This window comes from Acinetobacter sp. RG5 (genome assembly GCF_031844265.1).
Classification (GTDB): domain Bacteria; phylum Pseudomonadota; class Gammaproteobacteria; order Pseudomonadales; family Moraxellaceae; genus Acinetobacter.
Genome location: NZ_JAUZUV010000002.1, coordinates 255,758 through 275,409, shown reverse-complemented (window position 1 = coordinate 275,409; position 19,652 = coordinate 255,758). Strand labels below are relative to the sequence as shown.

The window sequence follows — 19,652 nt, the reverse complement described above, 5'->3', positions numbered from 1 at the left end:
TTGTATAAATGATTTTAGTCATAAAAAACGATGCATCGGCATCGTTTTTTATTAGGAGCGATTTTTATTCCTGAATGGTCGCATCAGGTTCAATGAGTGATTTACCCTCTTTTAAGCTTTGTAGCGCTTCAGAGTTAAAGTCGATCACCAGTTTGGTATTTTTCGCATCGACGTTATAACGCTGAATCAGTTTTTGGTCGCCTGATAAGGTTTCGACTTTATATTCGTCAGCGATATTCATAATGCCATCCAGATTGATGCTGGAAGAAGCATGGTCCTCTTGAAAAAGTGCATGGATGTCACGTAAGTCAAAAGCTGCCTGGCTTATGTTGGGATTTTTCTGGATGTAATTTTCTATATGGCGAACCAGTAATTGAGCAAATAAAAAATAATTAGGTCGATGGGAAAAGCGTAGAGACATGCAAGGACTCCTTATTGTTACTTTATTAATGTCATGATGTGGTTTAGAAATAGAAATAACATATTCTGAATCAGTCCGTTGAGCATGTTGCAAAAAGACACAATTGCCAATCCAAGATTACCAAGTAGCTGCAGGGGGTAAAGCAACAGTTAAATATAAAAAATCATATTAAATATCAAGTTAAATCAATTGGTTTGAAAGAAAAAATAGTTGTTAAAATAAGTTTTTATCCGATTTAACTTGGATTCAATAGTGAAAAAGACTATATCTAAATGGGTGGGCGAGAAAAGCAGCTCATCGATCAGCCTATTTTCTGGAAGTGCTCTTTATAGAAAAATTAATAGATAATTAAAATTTAATTTAGGAAAACGATTAAAACGAATTCTGAATGATTAAAGTCAAATTAAATGCTGAAATGTCTAAAATATCATCCCAAAGACTAAGGCTTATAAACTAGCAAGTGAAATCCAAAATCAGGTACAATTGGCGGGATTAATTTTGTGTTTGGTGTATTTGAAGGCCAATACATACATTCTTTGTTAACAAATAGGCCTGCCAGGAGTTATCCCCGCATGAGTGCTATTACTCCATACGAATGGGCAATTATTGCCTTCGTGATCGGCGTTACATTTTTATGCGTCTTTATGCTGACTGTCCCATTACTCCTCGGGGGTAAATCATGGGGCCGTGCCAAGCAGGAGCAGTTTGAGTCAGGTGTAGTTAGCGCAGGTGGAGCTCGTATCCGCTTGTCTGCAAAGTTCTATTTAGTTGCAATTTTCTTTGTGGTGTTTGATTTAGAAGCACTTTATCTATATGCATGGGCAGTTTCTGTTCGTGAGGTAGGTTGGATTGGTTTTGCAACTGCAGCTATCTTTATCATAGTTTTACTTGTTGGTTTGATTTACGAATTATCGACAGGCGCACTCAATTGGGCACCTTCAGACAGACGTAAGGCAGCAGGAATTAAAGCTAAGATTGGTTCGCCAAATATGGATCTTGCAGAAATTACGCGCTTCAACTCGATTGAAGAATTGGTGATGGATCCAACGGGTCAAATCCCGGCTCAATCATCTGGTTTTGTGAAAAAGTCACAAACTCAATTATCTGATAAGGAGTAAGACGGGATGAAATATACATTAACCCGTGCGAATCCGAATGCTGACCAATATCCACTTCAGGAACGTATTGTTGTAGAAGATCCGTTGCTAGAAGAAGAAGTGAATAAAAATGTATTCATGACTCGCTTAGAGGATGTGGTACATACAGCAGTCAACTGGGGTCGTAAAAACTCAGTTTGGCCATTTAACTTTGGTACATCTTGCTGCTACGTAGAATATGCAACGACCTTGACCGGCGTGCATGACTTGTCACGTTTTGGTGCCGAGGTTATCCGTGCTTCACCGCGTCAGGCGGACTTAATGATTGTAGCGGGTACTTGCTTCGTAAAAATGGCGCCAGTAATTCAGCGTCTGTACGAACAGATGCTTGAACCAAAATGGGTCATTTCAATGGGTGCATGTGCCAACTCAGGTGGTATGTACGATATTTATTCAGTCGTACAAGGTGTGGATAAAATCATCCCGGTCGATGTGTATATTCCAGGTTGCCCACCACGTCCTGAAGCTTTGATTCAGGCATTGATGCTGTTGCAAGACCAGATTCAACTAGAGCGTCGTCCGCTTTCTGCGGTGATCGGTGATGATCTTAAGCCAGTGTATAAGCCAAAGATGATGCCGGAACGTGACCGTAAGAAAGACCAGCGTGTTGCTGTGAAGAACTTACGCTCTATGGATGAAATTAAATAATTTAAACGACAGGTTGTTTTGTTGTGCACCCGCTATGGGTGTAATTGTCGTTTAGGTTGACTGAATTTGTATTAAATAGGAAGCCAAGCCAATGGCTGAAACTGACATTGCTATGCCAGAATCAACGCCTGTTGATTCACGCCCAGCATTTGCCATTATTGAAGAACTCAAAACCAAATTTGGTGAGAACTTCTTTGTGCAAACGACTTTCGAGGATTTCCCGACAGTCTGGGTTGAGCGCGCACGTGTACAAGAAGTTTTAATGTTCTTGCGTACAGTGTCACGTCCTTACGTGATGTTGTTCGACTTGTCAGCGGTAGATGAGCGTCTGCGTACGCACCGCGACGGTTTACCTGCGTCTGACTTCACAGTGTTCTATCACTTGTTGTCGCTCGAGCGTAATACTGACATTCGTATTAAAGTTGCCTTAGCAGAAAGCGATTTGAATCTTCCGACGGCAACCAATATTTGGCCAAATGCCAACTGGTACGAACGTGAAGCTTACGATATGTTCGGGATCAATTTCGAAGGGCATCCAATGCTCCGTCGTATCTTGTTGCCAACCTATTGGGAAGGTCATCCGCTACGTAAAGAATATTCTGCACGTGCGACTGAATATACGCCGTATTTGCAAGATAAAGCCAAACAGGACTACGAACAGGAACATCTTCGCTTTGTCCCTGAAGATTGGGGTATGAAGCGCGGCAATGCCGATGAGGACTTCATGTTCCTGAACTTGGGTCCGAACCATCCATCTGCGCACGGTGCGTTCCGTGTGATCTTGCAGCTGGACGGTGAAGAAGTGAAAGACTGTGTGCCTGACATCGGTTATCACCACCGTGGTGTGGAAAAGATGGCTGAACGTCAAACCTGGCATTCATTCATTCCGTATACAGACCGTGTCGACTACCTCGGTGGTTGTGCGCAAAACATGCCTTACGTGCTTGGTGTAGAGCAAATGGCCGGTATTACTGTACCTGACCGTGCGCAATGTATCCGCGTGATGATGTCTGAACTGTTCCGTATCAATAACCACTTGCTGTTCATTGGTACTGCGATTCAGGATGCCGGCGGTATGACGCCAGTCTTCTACATGTTTGCTGACCGTCAGAAAATCTATGACGCAATTGAAGCGATCACCGGTTACCGTATGCATCCGGCATGGTTCCGTATCGGTGGTACCGCACACGACCTTCCAAACAACTGGCAGCACCTGATTCGTGAAATCCTGGACTGGATGCCGAAACGTTTGAAGGAATATCATACTGCAGCGCTGAAAAACTCAGTATTTGTGGGTCGTACCCGTAATGTTGCGCAATACGATGCAAAATCTGCATTGGCTTGGGGTGTAACAGGTACAGGTCTACGCGCTACAGGTATCGACTTTGACGTACGTAAATACCGCCCATATAGCGGTTATGAAAATTATGACTTCGAAGTGCCGGTTGAGTACGAAGGCGATGCCTATGCACGTGTCATCGTTCACTACCGTGAAATCGAAGAATCACTGAAAATTATCAAACAATGTTTAGATAATATGCCGTCTGGTGCGTACAAAGCAGACCATCCACTGGCTGTTCCACCACCAAAAGACAAGACATTACAAGATATTGAAACCTTGATTACGCACTTCCTGAGCGTATCTTGGGGTCCTGTAATGCCGGCGGGTGAAGCATCTGTGATGGCGGAAGTGGTGAAAGGCGCGTCGAACTACTACTTGACTTCAGACAAGTCAACCATGAGTTACCGTACCCGTATCCGTACACCAACCTTCACGCATTTACAGCAAATGCCTTCTGTGATTAACGGCAGCTTAATGTCTGACTTAATCATTTATTTAGCGACCATTGACGTCGTAATGGCTGACGTGGATCGCTAAGGGGTAATCGCATTATGATGATTTTGACTGATAAAAAGCCACGTGTGAATGTTGAAGGGATTTTGACTGCGGACGAAATTCACGATATCGAACATCACATGGGGCACTACCCATACCCACGTGCAGCGTGTCTAGATGCGCTGAAGTGTGTACAACGCCGTAATGGCTGGGTAGATGATGCGCAAATGAATGCCATCGCACAAATGCTGAGCATGAGCGTTGCAGACCTTGAAGGTGTGGCAACGTTCTATAACCGTATTTACCGTCAGCCGGTCGGTCGTCACGTAATTTTATTATGTGATTCGATTGCGTGTTTCTTGATGGGTGCGGAAACTTTGGCAGAAGCATTCCAGCGCGAATTAGGCATTTCTTTTGGTCAAACGACTGCAGATGGTCGTTTCACTTTGCTGCCAATTTGCTGTCTGGGCAACTGTGACAAAGGTCCAACCTTAATGATTGATGAAGACACGCACGGTCTGGTTGAAGTGACTTCGGTGAAACAGCTGTTGGAGAAGTATGTATGAATACTGAACCAAAACCAATTTATGGCGACGGTAACCCGGAAACGCATCCATTAACATGGCGTTTAAGCAAACAAGCCAACGTACGTAATGCAGATGATTACGAAGCGCTGGAAGGTTATGCAGGCTTTAAAAAAGCACTGACCATGTCGCCTAAAGATGTATTGGAAGTGGTTAAGGCAGCGACTGTTAAAGGTCGTGGTGGTGCAGGCTTCCCGGCAGGCATCAAATGGTCATTGATGGCGCCAAACGACAACTCAGGTCCACGTTACCTGATTTGTAATGCTGATGAGATGGAACCTGGTACCTTTAAGGACCGCTTGTTGATGGAAGATCTTCCTCATCAATTGATCGAAGGGATGCTGATTGCGGGTTATACGCTTGAAGCAACACACGGTTATATCTTTATCCGTGGCGAGTACATCGAAGCTGCCCAGTACTTAAATGAAGCACTTGAGCAAGTTCGTGCCAAAGGTTACTTAGGGGATAATATCCTTGGTACAGGCTGGAACTTCGAGTTACACGTGCATACTGGTGCGGGTCGTTATATCTGCGGTGAAGAAACTGCATTGATTAACTCGCTTGAAGGTCGCCGTGCCAACCCGCGTACCAAACCGCCATTCCCGCAAGTTGCAGGTGCTTGGGGTCGTCCTACGATTGTCAACAACGTAGAGACCTACAACAACTTACCGGCAATCATGCTGCGTGGTCCTGAATGGTATATCAACTTATCTGCGGGTAAGTCGAAAGATCCAGGCACCAAGATTTATGGTGCGTCAGGTAAGGTGAAATTCCCGGGTCTATGGGAACTTCCATTTGGTACAACAGCACGTGAAGTAATTGAAGACCATGCTGGTGGTATGCGCGACGGTTTGAAACTGAAAGCATGGTTACCGGGTGGTGCATCAACTGACTTCCTGGCCGCCGAGCATATTGATCTTCCTATGGATGCGGAAAGCATCATGAAAGCAGGTTCGCGTTTAGGGACTTGTCTGCTCATGGTGGTAGATGAAACCCAATGTATGGTTTCAGCGACACGTAACCTGGAAGAATTCTTTGCACGCGAATCATGTGGTTTCTGTACGCCTTGCCGTGATGGCTTACCTTGGGCTGTGAAAGCGCTGAAAGCACTGGAAGATGGCACAGGTAAGAAAGAAGATATCGATCACTTACAAGAACTGACTCGTAAGCTTTGGATTGGTAAAACTTTCTGTGCCCACGCACCGGGTGCAATGGAGCCGCTTATGGGCGCACTCAAATATTTCCGTGGCGAATTTGAAGCGAAGGTTGTGAATGCCGCCGCTCAAACCAGCAACGTAGAACAAGCTTAAGGAATTCGACTATGGCTACAATTCATGTCGATGGCAAATCGTATGAAGTCAACGGCTCGGAAAACTTGCTACAAGCATGTTTGAGTCTTGGCATTGATATCCCATACTTTTGTTGGCATCCATCCTTAGGTTCTGTCGGTTCTTGCCGTCAATGTGCCGTGACCCAGTACGCGAATCCAGAAGATACGCGTGGCCGTTTGGTCATGTCATGTATGACGCCTGCATCTGACAATACCTACATCTCGATTGAAGACAAAGAAGCCAAAGATTTCCGTGCTTCGATTGTTGAATTCTTGATGACCAACCACCCACACGACTGTCCAGTCTGTGAAGAAGGTGGTCACTGTCATTTACAAGATATGACTGTAATGACGCAGCATGACCGTCGTCGCTACCGTTTCACCAAACGTACTCATTACAACCAGGAGCTTGGCTCATTCATTTCCCACGAAATGAACCGTTGTATCGCGTGTTACCGTTGTGTGCGTTATTACAAAGACTACGCAGGTGGTACGGACTTCGGCGTGTATGCCAACGCATCACGTGTGTACTTTGGTCGTCCTGAATCAGGCACTCTAGAGTCTGAATTCTCGGGTAACCTGACTGAAGTATGTCCAACAGGTGTATTCACCGACAAAACTCATTCGGCTCGCTACAACCGTAAATGGGACATGCAGTATGCGCCAAGCGTATGCCAAGGCTGTTCTTCAGGTTGTAACATCTCTCCGGGTGAACGTTATGGCGAACTTCGCCGCGTAGAAAACCGTTATAACGGTGAAGTCAACCAGTACTTCCTATGCGACAAAGGCCGTTTCGGTACAGGTTATGTGAACCGTGAGGACCGTCCGCGTCAACCACAATTCCGTCAAGGTGCAACTGTTGAAACTGTTTCAGTGGATGCAGCACTAGACACGGTCATTGCAAATATCCAGGGCAAAAAAGTATTGGGTATTGGTTCACCGCGTGCATCACTTGAATCAAACTTCGCACTTCGTGAGTTGGTGGGTCAAGAGAACTTCTCAACAGGTCTATCTCAAAAAGAACAGAATCTGGTTGAGTTGGCAGCTTCTATCATGCAAACCGAGGGTGTTTACAACCCGAACATGCGTGAAATTGAAAGCTACGATGCTGTGTTAATTTTGGGTGAAGACCTCACACAAACTGCGCCACGTATGGCTTTATCTGTTCGCCAGGCTGCGAAAAATAAAGGCAAAGAGATGGCGGCAGAGCGCCGTACGCAAGAATGGTTAGCTGAGCCGGTACAACGTATTGCCCAAGATGCAAAATCTCCGATTTACATCCTGGCTGCGACACAAACCCGTTTGTCTGATGTTGCTGAAGGCGAAGTGGTTGCTTCTCCAAACGACATCGCGCGTTTAGGTTTTGCGGTTGCTGCAGCAGTTGCTGGTGAAACGATTCTTGGTTTAGATGACGATGCCAAAGCATTTGCACAAACCATTGCGGACACTTTAAAAGCTGCGAAGAAACCACTGATTATCTCGGGTACAAGCTTGCAAGATCCTGCCATTATGGAAGCTGCTGCACAAGTTGCACAGAATCTGGGTAATGCAGGTCTGACTTTGACGGTTCCTGAAGTGAACTCGATGGGTATGGCAATCTTTGGTGGTCAAAGCCTAGAGCAAGCATTTGCACAAGATTACGATACTGTGATTGTGGTTGAAAACGACCTTTACCGTCGTCTTCCTGCTGCACAGGTCGATGCTGCACTTGCAGGTAAAGATATGATCGTACTGGATCACTCTGAAACTGCAACAGTGAAAAAAGCCGACATCGTACTTTCTGCTGCATCGTTTGCTGAAGGTGATGGTACTGTCGTTTCTCAAGAAGGCCGTGCACAACGTTTCTACCAAGTGTATGACCCAAGCTACTACAATCCTGAATTGGCGATCAAGGAATCTTGGCGCTGGTTACACGCTCTGGAAACAGGCGTAAAAGGCAAAGCGATTTCTTGGACTTTACTGGATGATGTGATCGAGTCAGTGGCGAAAAACGTTCCTGCGCTTGAAGGCATTCTGGATGTTGCACCTGATGCGGGCTTCCGTGTTCATGGCTTGAAAGTGGCACGTGAACCACGTCGTTACTCAGGTCGTACTTCAATGCGTTCGCCATTGTCTGTACATGAGCCGAAACAGCCTACAGATAAAGACTCCGCATTAACATTCTCGATGGAAGGTTATGTCGGAGACCAGACTCCATCTCCACTGGTTCCATTTGCATGGTCTGCAGGCTGGAACTCGCCACAAGCTTGGAACAAGTTCCAGGAAACTGTGGGTGGTTCACTGAAAGGTGGTGATTCAGGCGTTCGTTTATTCGACCGTTTGGCAAAACGTCCGGCACGTACATTCGTTGCACCGGCACCTGTTCTGGTCAATGCTGAAAGCTTCCGTCTAGTACCGATGCACCATATTTTTGGTTCAGGTGAATTTACCATCAAAACACCAGCGATGGAAACACGTATTCCTGAAGCGGTATTTGCAGTGGGTGAGCAGGATGCAGCGCGCCTGAATGTTCAAGATGGTCAGACAATCACGGTGAAAGCAGGTGAGACGTCAATCGTTCTTCCAGTTCAAGTGATTGAATATTTACCGACAGGTTATATTGGCTACCCAATCGGTCTGGCACCGACGGTATCTCTTGCAGAGCCTGTTTCAGTCGCGGTAGGAGTGTAATTCATGGAACAAGAATTAATCCGTCAAACGCCGTTGTGGGCTGAAAACTGGCCAATTGCCTATTCAGTCATTCAAGCGATTGTGATCTTGCTGGTTGTAGTACTGATCGCTGCGTTGATGTCTTTTATTGAACGTCGTTTACTCGGCTTGTGGCAAGACCGTTATGGTCCGAACCGTGTTGGTCCGGGCGGTATGTTCCAGATTGTTGCCGACATGCTGAAAATCATGTTCAAGGAAGACTGGACACCTAAGTTTGCTGACAAATTGACGTTCCGTATGGCGCCAGCAGTTGCGATGGCAACTGCGGTGCTGTCGTTCATGGTTATTCCTGTATCACCTTATTTAGGTGTAGCAGACATGAACATCGGCCTGTTGTTCTTTATGGCAATGGCGGGTATTGCAGTTTATGCAGTCCTGTTCGGTGGCTGGTCATCAAACAACAAATATGCCTTACTGGGCGGTTTACGTTCTGCGGCTCAGACCATTTCTTATGAAGTGTTCTTGGGTATCTCGTTGATGGGTGTGGTGGCAATTGCCGGCTCATTCAACATGCGTGAAATCGTTGAAGCGCAAAAAGATGTTTGGTTTGTAATTCCCCAGTTCCTGGGTTTCTTGATCTTCGTGGTTGCGGGTGTTGCGGTAACGCATCGTCATCCATTTGACCAACCAGAAGCAGAACAGGAACTGGCAGAAGGTTACCATGTTGAATACGGCGGTATGAAGTGGGGGATGTTCTTCGTTGCGGAATACGTCAACGTGGTACTGATCTCTGCATTGATCGTGACGTTATTCTTCGGTGGCTGGCTTGCGCCATTCAACCTTGATATTCCGTTCCTTCCAGCAGCATTCTGGTTCATTATCAAAACAGCATTCTTTGTAATGATGTTTGTACTGGCGCGTGGTTCATTAATGCGTCCACGTTATGACCAGGTGATGAACTTTGGTTGGAAAATTTGCTTGCCATTGGCGTTGGTTAACCTTTTGGTAACTGGTGCTGTGATTCTGATGAATCAGGCCTAAGACAGCAGGGAGAACAAAATGTTTAAATTTCTAGCTGGATTCGGGTCAATCGTTCGTTCGTTGTGGATGGTGTTCAGCCACGCAACACGTAAACGTGACACCATTTTATATCCGGAAGTGCCGGCCGAAGAAATCGTGCCACCACGCTTCCGTGGTCGTATCGTATTGACGCGCGACCCTGATGGCGAAGAACGCTGTGTGGCATGTAACCTGTGTGCGGTTGCCTGTCCGGTAGGCTGTATTTCACTACAAAAAGCAGAACGTGAAGATGGTCGCTGGTATCCGGAATTTTTCCGTATCAACTTCTCGCGTTGTATTTTCTGCGGTATGTGTGAAGAAGCGTGTCCAACCACTGCGATTCAGATGACCCCGGACTTCGAGCTTGGCGAATATGTTCGTCAGGACTTGGTCTATGAAAAAGAACACCTGCTGATTTCTGGTCCTGGTAAATATCCTGACTATAACTTCTACCGTGTAACCGGTATGGCAGTTGCAGGCAAGGACAAAGGTCAAGCACAGCGTGAAAGTGCACCTGTTGATGTACGGAGTCTATTACCATGATGTGGCCATTTTATTTAATGGCCCTCGTGGCCATTGTCTCTACGGTTCGCGTTGTTACTAACGCGAATCCGGTACATGCTTTATTAAGCCTGATCGTGTCATTGCTTGCAGTCGCAGGCATGTTCCTGATCGTCGGTGCGCCATTCGCTGGTGCGCTGGAAGTGATCGTTTATGCGGGCGCGATCATGGTGTTGTTCGTGTTCGTGGTAATGATGCTGAACCTGGGTGAGCAGACCGTTGAACAAGAACGTAAATGGTTGACTTCATCGGCTTGGGCTTATCCGGCGTTGATGAGCTTCCTGATCGGTTTGGTGCTGGTATGGGTATTAAACTCTGATTACACACAAGCTTCACTGGTAATGGGTACAGAAATGGTGGGCCCGAAAGCAGTGGGTCAAGCACTCTTTACGCAATACTTGTTGTTGGTTGAAGTTGCCGCGATGTTATTGCTTGCTGCCTTGGTAGCTGCATTCCATTTGGGTAAACGTGAACCAGATGCAGAAGAGGAAAAAGAATAATGGGCAACATCCCTTTAGAGCATGGTTTGATCGTTGCATCTATTCTCTTTGCACTGGGTTTTTACGGTGTAATGGTGCGACGCAACCTACTATTTATTTTAATGAGCCTTGAAATCATGATGAACGCTGCTGCTTTAGCGTTCGTCCTGGCGGGCAGTGCATGGGCACAGCCAGATGGTCAGATCATGTTTATCCTGATCCTGACGCTTGCTGCGGCAGAGGCTTGTATTGGTCTTGCGATCGTCCTTCAGTTCTATCATCGCTTCCATCACCTGGATGTGGATGCTGCTAGTGAGATGCGCGGATGAGTTATTTATATCTAACAATTTTATTTCCGCTCATTGGTTTTGTCCTGTTAGCGGCGGGGCGCAACAAGCTTCCGGAATCTGTTGCAGCGATGATTGGTGTGGGTGCAGTCGGTTTATCTGCACTGTTCGCACTGATTGCAGGTATGGACTTTGTTAACAATGGTTCAACTGCAGTAGTACAACATCTTTGGACTTGGTTCAATGTTGGCAGTTTTGCTCCGGGCATCAGCTTGCAGCTGGATGGCTTGTCTTTATTGATGCTGGGCATGGTCACTGGTGTGGGTTTCTTAATTCACATCTTTGCATCATGGTATATGCGCGGTGAAGAAGACTTTGCACGTTTCTTCTCTTACTTCAACCTGTTCGTTGCCAGCATGTTATTGCTGGTATTGGGTGACAACCTGGCGTTGTTATTCTTGGGTTGGGAAGGCGTAGGTCTGTGTTCATACCTGTTGATCGGTTATTACTACCAGAACCCGGCAAACGGTCTGGCGGCAATCAAGGCATTTACTGTGACCCGTATTGGTGACGTATTCCTGCTGATTGCCATGTTCCTGATCTTCCAGCAATTCGGTACCTTGAACATTCAGTACATCGTCGAAAATGCGGCGACTGTAATGACGCAAAGTTCTTCATTGACCATCTGGACAGCATTGCTCTTATTCTTGGGTGCGGCAGGTAAATCTGCACAGATCCCGTTACAAACATGGTTAGCCGATGCGATGGCAGGTCCGACACCTGTTTCTGCATTGATCCATGCTGCAACAATGGTAACAGCCGGTGTTTACCTGTGCTGCCGTCTGTTCGCAGTCTTTGAACTTGCACCAGAAGTGATGGTATTTATTTCGATCACAGGTGCGGTGACCTTGCTTGTGGCTGGTTTTGCTGCACTGGTTCAAACCGACATCAAACGTATTCTGGCATACTCAACCATGAGTCAGCTCGGTTATATGTTTATGGCGGTAGGTGCTGAAGCATACCAGGCAGGTCTGTTCCATATGCTGACTCACGCATTCTTCAAGGCACTCTTGTTCTTGTCGTCTGGTGCAGTGATTCTGGCTTATCATCACGAACAAAACATCTTCAAGATGGGCGGTCTGTTCTACAAGAACAAATTCCTGTTTGCATGTTTCGCGATTGGTGGCGGTGCATTGGCAGCGATTCCATTCCTGACGATTGGTTTCTTCTCAAAAGATGCGATTCTTGCTGCAGTCTGGACGCAAAGTCATATTGCTGGTTTACCAGTGTATAACACGCTGTACTGGGTCGGTGTTGCAGGTGCATTCTTAACCTCTATTTATACATTCCGTTTAATTTGGGTTGTATTCTTTGGCAAAGAAAACACACCTTATCATGAAATCCAAGGTGCAACTTACTGGGCGCCACTGGCAATTCTTGCTGTACTTTCAACAGGTCTGGCGATCGTCCTGAAAGCACCGGTAATGAGCATTCTGGATGCAGCCCAAATTCCAGCCTTCATTATTCCTGAAGCGCTTGAAGTAGGTGCACATGGTGCTGAATACATCGCAATCGCTGTTGCTTTAACAGGTCTTGCAGTCGGTGTCGTGCTGTTCGCTTTTGCTTACAATGCAGTCAAACGTTTTGCAGCCACTTCTGTAGGTGCTGGCCTGGTCAACATCTGCCGTAACGCATTAGGTTTCGATACGCTGTATGACCTCATTTTCGTGAAGCCATATTTAATGTTCGCGAAGATCTTTGGTCGTGATCCAATTGATGGCCTATGGCTGGTACTTCCTGCACTTGTTAAAGGTGGTCACAGCTTTACAAGTTCACGTCAAACCGGTTCACTGCGTGAATATGCATCTAGTATGGGGCTCGGTGTCGTTGTCCTACTGATGATCTTGATCGTGATTCAGGTCGTGGGGAAATAAAATGGAAGCTCCAAACAATATTATTTTGCCGGCTCTGATCCTCATTCCGTTCATTGCAGGTTTCATATGCTGGTTGGTCGATAAACTCGACCAACACTTGCCGCGTTATATCGCGCTGATCGGTATGCTGGTGACCTTGGTCTTGACCATAGTCCTTTGGCAGACTGGTACTTACAACTATGAATTAGGCGGTGCTACACCTTCGTGGGCTGCCGAATTCAAATTGCCTTGGATTCAAACCCTGGGCATTAACATTCACTTAGCAGTGGATGGTTTATCACTTCTTATGGTTGGCTTGACTGCACTCCTGGGTGTATTGGCAGTAGGCTGTTCATGGGGCGAGATTCAAAAGAACGTTGGTTTCTTCCACTTGAACCTTTTATGGTCTTTAGGTGGTGTCATCGGTGTGTTTCTGGCGATTGACTTATTCCTGTTCTTCTTCTTCTGGGAGATGATGCTGGTACCGATCTACTTCCTGATTGCCCTTTGGGGTCATAAAGGGGCAGAAGGCAAGTCACGTGTTTATGCAGCTAACAAGTTCTTCATTTACACGCAGGTTGCCGGTTTGGTGATGCTGATTGGTATCCTTGGTCTGGTGACTGTGGGCTATACCATGACTGGCGAAATCCGTTTCGACTACAACTATCTATTAGGTGTGGCGAATACGCTTGACGCTCAGGCGCCAGCGGTGGCTTATGCATTCATGATCTGTTTATTCATCGGTTTTGCGGTAAAACTTCCAGTTTTCCCATTACACGGCTGGTTACCAGATGCGCATGCGCAAGCACCAACAGCGGGTTCTGTCGATCTTGCAGGTATCTTGATTAAGACTGCGGCGTACGGTTTATTACGTTTCGTGATTCCGTTCTTCCCGGCAGCGTCTGCACAGTTTGCAGACTTCGCAATCATTCTTGGTTTAATCGGTATTTTCTACGGTGCTTGGTGTGCTTTCCAGCAAACCGACATGAAACGCCTGTTGGCTTATACCTCTATTTCACACATGGGCTTCGTTTTACTTGCGATCTACGCAGGTAACATCCTGACCTTCCAGGGTCTGATGATCATGATGTTGGCACATGGTATTTCATCTGCTGCGCTGTTCATTATGTGTGGTCAGGTATATGAGCGTGTGCATACGCGTGATATGCGTTTGATGGGTGGTATGCGTGGTCAATTCCCGTATCTTGCATTCTTCCTGATGTTCTTCGTTGCGGCGCTTGTAGGTATTCCAGGTCTAGGTAACTTCATTGGTGAGTTCCTGATCCTGATGGGTGCTTATGCGAAATTCCCGGCGTTTACCATTCTTGCGGCAATCAGCTTGGTATTTGCGGGTCTGTACGGTCTGATCCTGATTCACAAAGCCCTGTTTGGTGTACCAAATGAAGCGCAACAGCAGCACTATACAAATCCATTAAAAGATCTAAATGCACGTGAAATCGCATTATTGTTGATCTGTGCGTTTGGTCTACTTTGGCTTGGTCTATATCCACAAAGCTTCCTTGACGTTTCTAACTCAAGCATGGCGTGGTTAGCGAATAGCTACATTCCAGTTCAAGAAGTGGTTGAAGTTGCTGATCAAGTAACGACTCAACTTGAAAATGTGGAGATCCAATAAGCCATGAACTTCACAATGTCTTTTTCTGAGCTTATGCCTCTAGCACCTGTGATGATCGTGTCGTTAACTGCGATCGTCGTGATGTTGCTGACCGCAATTAAGCGTAACCATAACCTGGTGGCTACTACCACGGTGATTGGTTTAAACCTTGCTGCGTTCTATATCATTTTCGTTTTGTTGGCAGGCGTGTTTGCACCTGCCAACGTGATGAATCTGTTCATCGTAGATCCATTTACGATGCTGTATCAGTTTGTGATCCTGATTGCTGCACTTGCATGTGCAACGCTATCTCACGCGTATATCGAAACCTATAAAGATAACCGTGAAGAGTTATATATCCTGATGCTGACATCCGTTGCGGGTGCCATGCTAATGGTGGCTAGCTCACACTATGCATCATTCTTTATCAGCCTTGAGTTGATGTCGATTCCTGTATATGGCTTGTTGGCATATACACATCAACGTTCTCAATCGCTTGAAGCGGGTGTGAAATATCTAGTGCTTTCAGCAACTGCGTCTGCAATGCTGTTAATGGGTATGGCATATATTTATGCATATACAGGTACTTTAAGTTTCGTTGCTGAACCAGGCAAACTGTTTACCGTATTCAGTCAACCGGCTGTCGTGATTGGTCTGGCTTTAATTGTATTTGCAGTAGCATTTAAATTATCGCTGGCACCATTCCACAAATGGACACCAGATGTATACGCTGGTGCCCCAGCCCCAGTCGCGACTTTCCTTGCGACTGTTGCGAAAGTAGCCATGATTGGTCTGTTTGTTCGTTATGCTTTGTCTTCAGGTTTAATCCTGGCAGACAGCTTCGTAACGATCATTTCAATCATTGCAGTTCTGTCTATCCTTGCAGGTAACCTGCTGGCGGTTCGCCAAGTGAACTTGAAACGTATCCTGGCATACTCTTCAATTGCACACTTTGGTTATTTGCTGGTTGCCATCGTCAGTTCACGTAATACGGATTTCTTACAAGTTCAAGGTTTCGCGACTTTTGAAAGTGTAAACGTCTACGTGATGACTTATGTATTAACCACGATCGGTGCGTTCGGTGTTGTTACGCTAATGTCTAGTCCGTATAACAATACGGATGAAGCGGGTAGTCTGGCTGAATACCGTGGTCTGTTCTGGCGCCGTCCAGTATTAACTGCTGTATTGACAGTGATGATGCTGTCTCTTGCAGGTATTCCTTTAACTGCCGGCTTTATCGGTAAGTTCCTGGTGATTAAAACTGCAGTTGCAGGCGAAGCCTGGTTCCTGACTGCCATGGTCATCCTGGGTTCTGGTATCGGTCTGTACTACTACCTACGTGTGATGGTTGTGCTTTACATGACACCACCTGAAACACCACGTCTAGATGCGGTGAATCATTGGGGTCAAAAAGTCGGTGGTATCATGGTACTTCTTGCTGCGCTTGCGGTACTTGTGATTGGTGTCTACCCAGATCCGATGATTGCAGTATCTAAATATGCATTCTTTGCCATGTCACCTGAATTGCAACAGTTCATTTTCACTTTGGTTCAAAGTGGTTTTAACTAATATCTGTAAAGATTGACGTTATTACAAAAAAGCCTCCATGATTGGGGGCTTTTTTATTTATACAAATCAATAAAAGCCTTTATAATAGCGGAAATTTATCTTTAACCTTTTAGGTGTTCTCCCGTGGCAATCCATGAAATCCGTCATCCACTCATTCGACATAAGCTTGGTTTACTCCGTCGTGCAGATATCAGTACCAAGAATTTCCGTGAGTTAGCTCAAGAAGTGACCATGCTTCTAACTTATGAAGCAACTAAAGACCTGCCAATGGTTGAACATGACATTGATGGCTGGAATGGTGCTGTTACAGTTGACCGTATCGCGGGTAAAAAAATCACGGTTGTGCCAATTTTACGTGCCGGTATTGGAATGCTTGACGGTTTCCTGAACCTGATTCCAAGTGCAAAAGTATCGGTACTTGGTTTAGAGCGTGATGAAGAAACTCTGGAAGCACGTACCTATTATAAAAAACTGGTTCCAGATGTACAAAACCGTATCGCGATGATCATTGATCCAATGTTGGCGACAGGTTCTTCTTTAGTGGCTGCAATTGATGTACTGAAAGCCAGCGGCTGTAAAGACATTCGTGTGATGGTTCTGGTTGCTGCACCAGAAGGCATTAAGCGCGTAGAAGCTACGCATCCGGATGTCGTGATTTTTACGGCTTCTATCGATAATGGTTTAAATGAAAATGGTTATATCGTTCCAGGTCTTGGCGATGCTGGCGATAAAATCTTTGGTTCAGTTCAAAAAGACTAATTTTTGAATATGATGAAAAAAGGGGCTATTACAGCCTCTTTTTTATATAATGTAGACAGGGCATTTTCAGGATAGGACAATAGCATGAAAGATGAATTGTATCAGGGCAAAATCAAACAGTATGACCCTGCCAAAGGTTTCGGTTTTATTGGCTGCGCTGAGGGAGATGTATTCTTCCATATTTCAGACTTCCCTGCGGCAGAAGGCGAGCCAAAACGTAATGAACGCGTAAAATTTAATGTTGTTGAAAATGGCGATAAGTACAAAGCGATTAAGATTGAACGTGTCGAAGACAACTCAAAGAAAGCTAAAAAAACCAAAGTGGCGACACACAATAAATCAATTACATCGGCATTGTTAAATAACTTCCGTGGTTAATGGATAATCTTCATACTTAAATCGTGTTTAGTCACATTTAAAAAGAGGCTTTCGAGCCTCTTTTTTATAGTGCCACCGTTTAGATATTCAAAGAGACAGACAGCACATAAAAAATCCACCAAACAGCAACAATGCTGAACATTTCCTTTGGCTTAGAATACAAATTAAATGAATTCTATAGAGAAAAGTGTCATGTTTACGGATGGAAAAATTAAAACTTACGATTCCGAACGTGGTATGGGTACTTTGGAGTTGATAGGAGAAGCTCAAGATTTAAGTTTCGAGTTACAGGATTTACCTTCGCCTGAAATTGAACCACAAATTGGAGAGCGGCTTAAATTTAGAATCATTCCCCAACAAGGCAGCATGAAATTAGACAACATGGTACGTCTGGATATTAAAGTGCAGGATGAATTTGTGCCAGAAGTCGTCGCCTTGCAATCCTTGGCACCCACAGTCGGTGTTCCTGTACGTAATTCACTTTTCTTTAGTCCGACCCTATGGCTGGCATTGGCATCAGCTGTTGGTTTTATGATTTTTGGCGAAGTATAAATAAAAACAGAAATTTTATTTTTTTTACTTTTAACTAGGGATCTATTCTTCCGCCATAAGATGCACTTCTAGTTTTTATGTTTCTACTTTAGAGAATTTTACAAAAGATTTTCAGTCTCTTTTTGATTACAATCATAAAAAATATTAAAGATAAGAGCGAATTATGTTTCAAGAGGGGAAAATCAAAACCTATAATGAAGATCGTGGTTTTGGTTTTATTCAGATCGAAGGGCAATCCAAAGATTTATTTTTCCATGTCAAAGACTTTCCCAATAAAAATATTCCGCCAAAAATGGGGGAAAAATTAAAGTTTTTGATTGTGGAAGATAATGGAAAGTTTAAGGCAAACCATATTGTTCGCTTGGATATTAAGCAAGAAGTTTCTGTTACACAAAACAATGATCTACATAGAGATATTGAAACCAGAGCTTCTCTACGTTATGAAAAGAAAAAATCATCAACTACATCAAAAATAATCACACTATCAGGACTGGTGATTATTGTGATTCTTGCTGGTCTTGTTTATAACAAATATCAAAGCTACCAAATTCAAAACCAGCAAAAGCTTGAAGGACTGATGGTAGAGCAGCGAGCAGCGCAAGGTGATCTACCTATGCAAGGATTATCTGAGCAGGGCAGGAAGAACCTGGAAAATCGTGGTGCTGAGTTAAGAATCCAAAGTAACCCCGTTAATATAAAAACTTCAGCAACGGCTTCGCCATCTGTATCTCAATTTAAATGTGATGGTCGTACACGTTGTCCTCAAATGAATTCCTATGAAGAAGCGGTGTTCTTTATTAGAAATTGTTCAGGCACGAAAATGGATGGTGATGGTATTCCATGTGAGGATCAATTTGGATATCGTCGATAAATAAAAAAGCACCTTAAGGTGCTTTTCATATTTTAGCTTTCACAAAAATTCATAAAGGCTCTCAGACCTGGACCCTGATATTTCTGGCGATGTACCAGCATAAACAGAGGACGAGTCAGTGACCAAAACGGGGTATCCAGAATTACCAGTTGACCTTTTTCACGTAAAGGCTCAATCGCAAGTTTGGAAATACAGGACATACCGATTCCACCCGCTACGATTTTTAAAATCGCCTCATTATGACCGAGTGTTAGACGGATATTGGCATCCGGCACATCTTTTAAGATGGCATTGTCAAACACCTCACGGGTACCTGAACCTTCTTCACGCAAAATCCATTCTACAGATTTGAAATCTTCAGCGGTTAGTTCACGGTTTAATTGCGCAAGGGGGTGGTCTGGTGCACAGCACACAGCCAGCTCATCATCACGCCAATGGATACATTGGAGCTGTGGCAAATGACATGAACCTTCAATTAAGGCAAGATCCAGCTGGAACTGATTCACCGCTTCAATCATTTGACGGGTATTACCGACTTGAAGCTGTAAATGTGCTTGCGGCTTGATTTTCAAGAAATCGGCCATTAGGTCAGGAATCAGGTAATCTGAAATCGTCAGGGTTGCACCTAAACGTAAATCGATACTTTGAAGCTCACCTTTAGCGACTTGTTCAAAAGATTCACAACGACCTAAAATTTCCAGGGCTTGAGGGAGAAGAAAGCGCCCCAGGTCATTCAGCTGTAAACGTTTGCCTAGACGGTCAAATAGTGGAGCACCCAGACCATCTTCCAGATCTGCTAAAGCCATACTAGCCGCACTTTGTGTAAGCTTGACGGCATCGCTAGCCTTCGTTACGGTACCCTCTTGTGCCACTGCTACAAAAACAGCCAATTGGCGTAAAGTCATGCGCATGAGTAGAGCCTTAACATTTAAAAAATATTAATAAATTATGTTGCCATGCTACCATGAGCATAGTCTTTCATG

The 19,652-nt window shown here is 45.0% G+C and carries 19 protein-coding genes; 17 read left to right on the top strand and 2 right to left on the bottom strand.

Annotated features, from left to right (window positions below):
- Positions 1-64: 64 nt before the first annotated feature.
- The gene (locus tag Q9R21_RS04005; protein WP_004645876.1) at positions 65-421 is read right to left on the bottom strand and encodes a hypothetical protein; all 357 of its coding nucleotides are present in this window, start codon (positions 419-421) and stop codon (positions 65-67) included.
- A 572-nt stretch (positions 422-993) separates the two neighbouring features.
- On the opposite strand from Q9R21_RS04005, the gene ndhC reads away from it, so the two are divergent.
- From ndhC to Q9R21_RS03920, 17 genes are all read left to right on the top strand, one after another.
- Entirely contained in the window at positions 994-1,539 is a 546-nt protein-coding gene (gene ndhC, locus Q9R21_RS04000) for an NADH-quinone oxidoreductase subunit A (protein ID WP_004280779.1), read from the top strand.
- Between the two features lie 6 nt (positions 1,540-1,545).
- A complete protein-coding gene (locus Q9R21_RS03995) occupies positions 1,546-2,226 on the top strand; it encodes an NADH-quinone oxidoreductase subunit B family protein (RefSeq protein ID WP_004280778.1) in 681 nt (226 codons plus the stop codon).
- A gap of 91 nt (positions 2,227-2,317) precedes the next feature.
- Complete coding sequence (gene nuoC / locus Q9R21_RS03990; RefSeq protein WP_004732074.1) at positions 2,318-4,105, top strand: NADH-quinone oxidoreductase subunit C/D; 1,788 nt, start codon at positions 2,318-2,320, stop codon at positions 4,103-4,105.
- A 14-nt stretch (positions 4,106-4,119) separates the two neighbouring features.
- Positions 4,120-4,629 carry an NADH-quinone oxidoreductase subunit NuoE gene (nuoE, locus tag Q9R21_RS03985; RefSeq protein ID WP_005247901.1) on the top strand — a complete coding sequence of 170 codons (510 nt, stop codon included), beginning with the start codon at positions 4,120-4,122 and terminating at the stop codon, positions 4,627-4,629.
- Positions 4,626-5,957, top strand: coding sequence for an NADH-quinone oxidoreductase subunit NuoF (gene nuoF, locus Q9R21_RS03980; RefSeq protein WP_004280774.1), 1,332 nt, complete (start codon positions 4,626-4,628; stop codon positions 5,955-5,957). Before nuoE ends, nuoF begins: the two co-directional genes overlap by 4 nt.
- Before the next feature lie 11 nt (positions 5,958-5,968).
- Complete coding sequence (nuoG, locus tag Q9R21_RS03975) at positions 5,969-8,647, top strand: NADH-quinone oxidoreductase subunit NuoG (RefSeq protein ID WP_311203774.1); 2,679 nt, start codon at positions 5,969-5,971, stop codon at positions 8,645-8,647.
- Positions 8,648-8,650: 3 nt separating this feature from the next.
- Positions 8,651-9,667 carry an NADH-quinone oxidoreductase subunit NuoH gene (gene nuoH, locus Q9R21_RS03970; protein WP_004280772.1) on the top strand — a complete coding sequence of 339 codons (1,017 nt, stop codon included), beginning with the start codon at positions 8,651-8,653 and terminating at the stop codon, positions 9,665-9,667.
- Between the two features lie 18 nt (positions 9,668-9,685).
- A complete protein-coding gene (gene nuoI / locus Q9R21_RS03965; RefSeq protein WP_004280771.1) occupies positions 9,686-10,228 on the top strand; it encodes an NADH-quinone oxidoreductase subunit NuoI in 543 nt (180 codons plus the stop codon).
- Positions 10,228-10,746 carry an NADH-quinone oxidoreductase subunit J gene (gene nuoJ, locus Q9R21_RS03960; protein ID WP_171054322.1) on the top strand — a complete coding sequence of 173 codons (519 nt, stop codon included), beginning with the start codon at positions 10,228-10,230 and terminating at the stop codon, positions 10,744-10,746. The genes nuoI and nuoJ overlap by 1 nt, the downstream gene beginning before the upstream one ends.
- The gene (gene nuoK, locus Q9R21_RS03955) at positions 10,746-11,054 is read left to right on the top strand and encodes an NADH-quinone oxidoreductase subunit NuoK (protein ID WP_004280769.1); all 309 of its coding nucleotides are present in this window, start codon (positions 10,746-10,748) and stop codon (positions 11,052-11,054) included. The genes nuoJ and nuoK overlap by 1 nt, the downstream gene beginning before the upstream one ends.
- Positions 11,051-12,946 carry an NADH-quinone oxidoreductase subunit L gene (nuoL, locus tag Q9R21_RS03950; protein WP_311203773.1) on the top strand — a complete coding sequence of 632 codons (1,896 nt, stop codon included), beginning with the start codon at positions 11,051-11,053 and terminating at the stop codon, positions 12,944-12,946. Before nuoK ends, nuoL begins: the two co-directional genes overlap by 4 nt.
- 1 nt (position 12,947) lies before the next feature.
- A complete protein-coding gene (gene nuoM, locus Q9R21_RS03945) occupies positions 12,948-14,561 on the top strand; it encodes an NADH-quinone oxidoreductase subunit M (RefSeq protein WP_004280767.1) in 1,614 nt (537 codons plus the stop codon).
- Between the two features lie 3 nt (positions 14,562-14,564).
- Positions 14,565-16,109 carry an NADH-quinone oxidoreductase subunit NuoN gene (gene nuoN / locus Q9R21_RS03940; RefSeq protein WP_311203772.1) on the top strand — a complete coding sequence of 515 codons (1,545 nt, stop codon included), beginning with the start codon at positions 14,565-14,567 and terminating at the stop codon, positions 16,107-16,109.
- Positions 16,110-16,232: 123 nt separating this feature from the next.
- Positions 16,233-16,868 (top strand): uracil phosphoribosyltransferase, encoded by a 636-nt coding sequence (upp, locus tag Q9R21_RS03935; RefSeq protein ID WP_004280765.1) that lies wholly within the window; start codon positions 16,233-16,235, stop codon positions 16,866-16,868.
- Positions 16,869-16,952: 84 nt separating this feature from the next.
- The gene (locus Q9R21_RS03930; protein ID WP_004732065.1) at positions 16,953-17,246 is read left to right on the top strand and encodes a cold shock domain-containing protein; all 294 of its coding nucleotides are present in this window, start codon (positions 16,953-16,955) and stop codon (positions 17,244-17,246) included.
- 192 nt (positions 17,247-17,438) lie between these two features.
- Positions 17,439-17,798 carry a hypothetical protein gene (locus Q9R21_RS03925; protein ID WP_180086387.1) on the top strand — a complete coding sequence of 120 codons (360 nt, stop codon included), beginning with the start codon at positions 17,439-17,441 and terminating at the stop codon, positions 17,796-17,798.
- 163 nt (positions 17,799-17,961) lie between these two features.
- Positions 17,962-18,669 carry a cold shock domain-containing protein gene (locus Q9R21_RS03920; protein ID WP_311203771.1) on the top strand — a complete coding sequence of 236 codons (708 nt, stop codon included), beginning with the start codon at positions 17,962-17,964 and terminating at the stop codon, positions 18,667-18,669.
- Positions 18,670-18,701: 32 nt separating this feature from the next.
- Here Q9R21_RS03920 and gigC read toward each other — a convergent pair whose 3' ends face one another.
- A complete protein-coding gene (gigC, locus tag Q9R21_RS03915; RefSeq protein ID WP_004280761.1) occupies positions 18,702-19,580 on the bottom strand; it encodes a LysR family transcriptional regulator GigC in 879 nt (292 codons plus the stop codon).
- Positions 19,581-19,652 lie beyond the last annotated feature (72 nt).